Genomic DNA, 816 nt, shown 5'->3' on the forward strand with positions numbered 1-816 from the left:
AGCGCCCGTCCGCCTCATCCTGTCGGCGGCACCGGCGGCAGCGCGCGAGACGATCGCCGGGCCGCTCGCCGGCTCGATCGGCCGGCCCGCCTTCACCATCACCATCGGCAAGAGCCGCACTGCCTTGCCCGGAAAATTCACACTGGAGTGGAACCCCGATGAACGCATATTCGAAGAAAGACGGGGCGAGGAATGGGCAAAGAATCCTGTCCCTGTGGTTTCCACATCTCGCCGCCGAGAGGATCCTGCGGCAGCGCCTGGGGCGGTCCTGGCGTTCCCGGCCGTCGGATCACCTGCCGCTGGTGATCAGTCACCGCGACCGGAACGCCCAGCGCATCGCCGCCCTCGACGAGCGGGCCGAAGCGCTTAACCTGAAACGCGGCATGGGCATAGCCGATGCACGCGCCATGCATCCCTCGATCGACATCGTGGAGGCCGATCCGGAAGCCGACCGGCGCCTGCTCGAAGGCCTCGCCGACTGGTGCGACCGCTATACCCCGCTGGTGGCGCTCGACGGGGCCGATGGCCTCTATCTCGACGTCACCGGCTGCACCCATCTTTTCGGCGGCGAACGCTCGATGCTGGACGACATCCTGTCGCGTTTTTTCCATCAGGGCTTCGATGTCCGCGCCGGGCTTGCCGCCACGCCGGGCTCGGCCTGGGCGGCGGCGCGGTTTGCCGGCGACCGCATCGTTCCCGATGGTGAGGAGGAAGCGCTTCTCGCGCCCTTGCCGTTGGCGGCACTGCGCATCGATCCAGAGGTCCGCGCCAGCCTCGAAAGCGTCGGCCTGCGCACGGCGGGCGCCGTCATGGCGG

Annotated in this window: 1 protein-coding gene and 1 pseudogene; both read left to right on the plus strand. The window is 68.6% G+C overall.

Annotated features, from left to right (window positions below; translation table 11 throughout):
- Positions 1–370, plus strand: a pseudogene (locus X760_RS78765) (hypothetical protein); the annotation flags it as partial.
- A partial coding sequence (locus tag X760_RS73540; RefSeq protein ID WP_036246155.1) for a DNA polymerase Y family protein occupies positions 303–816 on the plus strand: 514 nt, incomplete at its 3' end. The pseudogene X760_RS78765 and the gene X760_RS73540, both read left to right, overlap by 68 nt.

Origin of the sequence: Mesorhizobium sp. LSHC420B00, assembly GCF_000503055.1 — a bacterium.
In the GTDB taxonomy this organism is placed as follows: domain Bacteria; phylum Pseudomonadota; class Alphaproteobacteria; order Rhizobiales; family Rhizobiaceae; genus Mesorhizobium.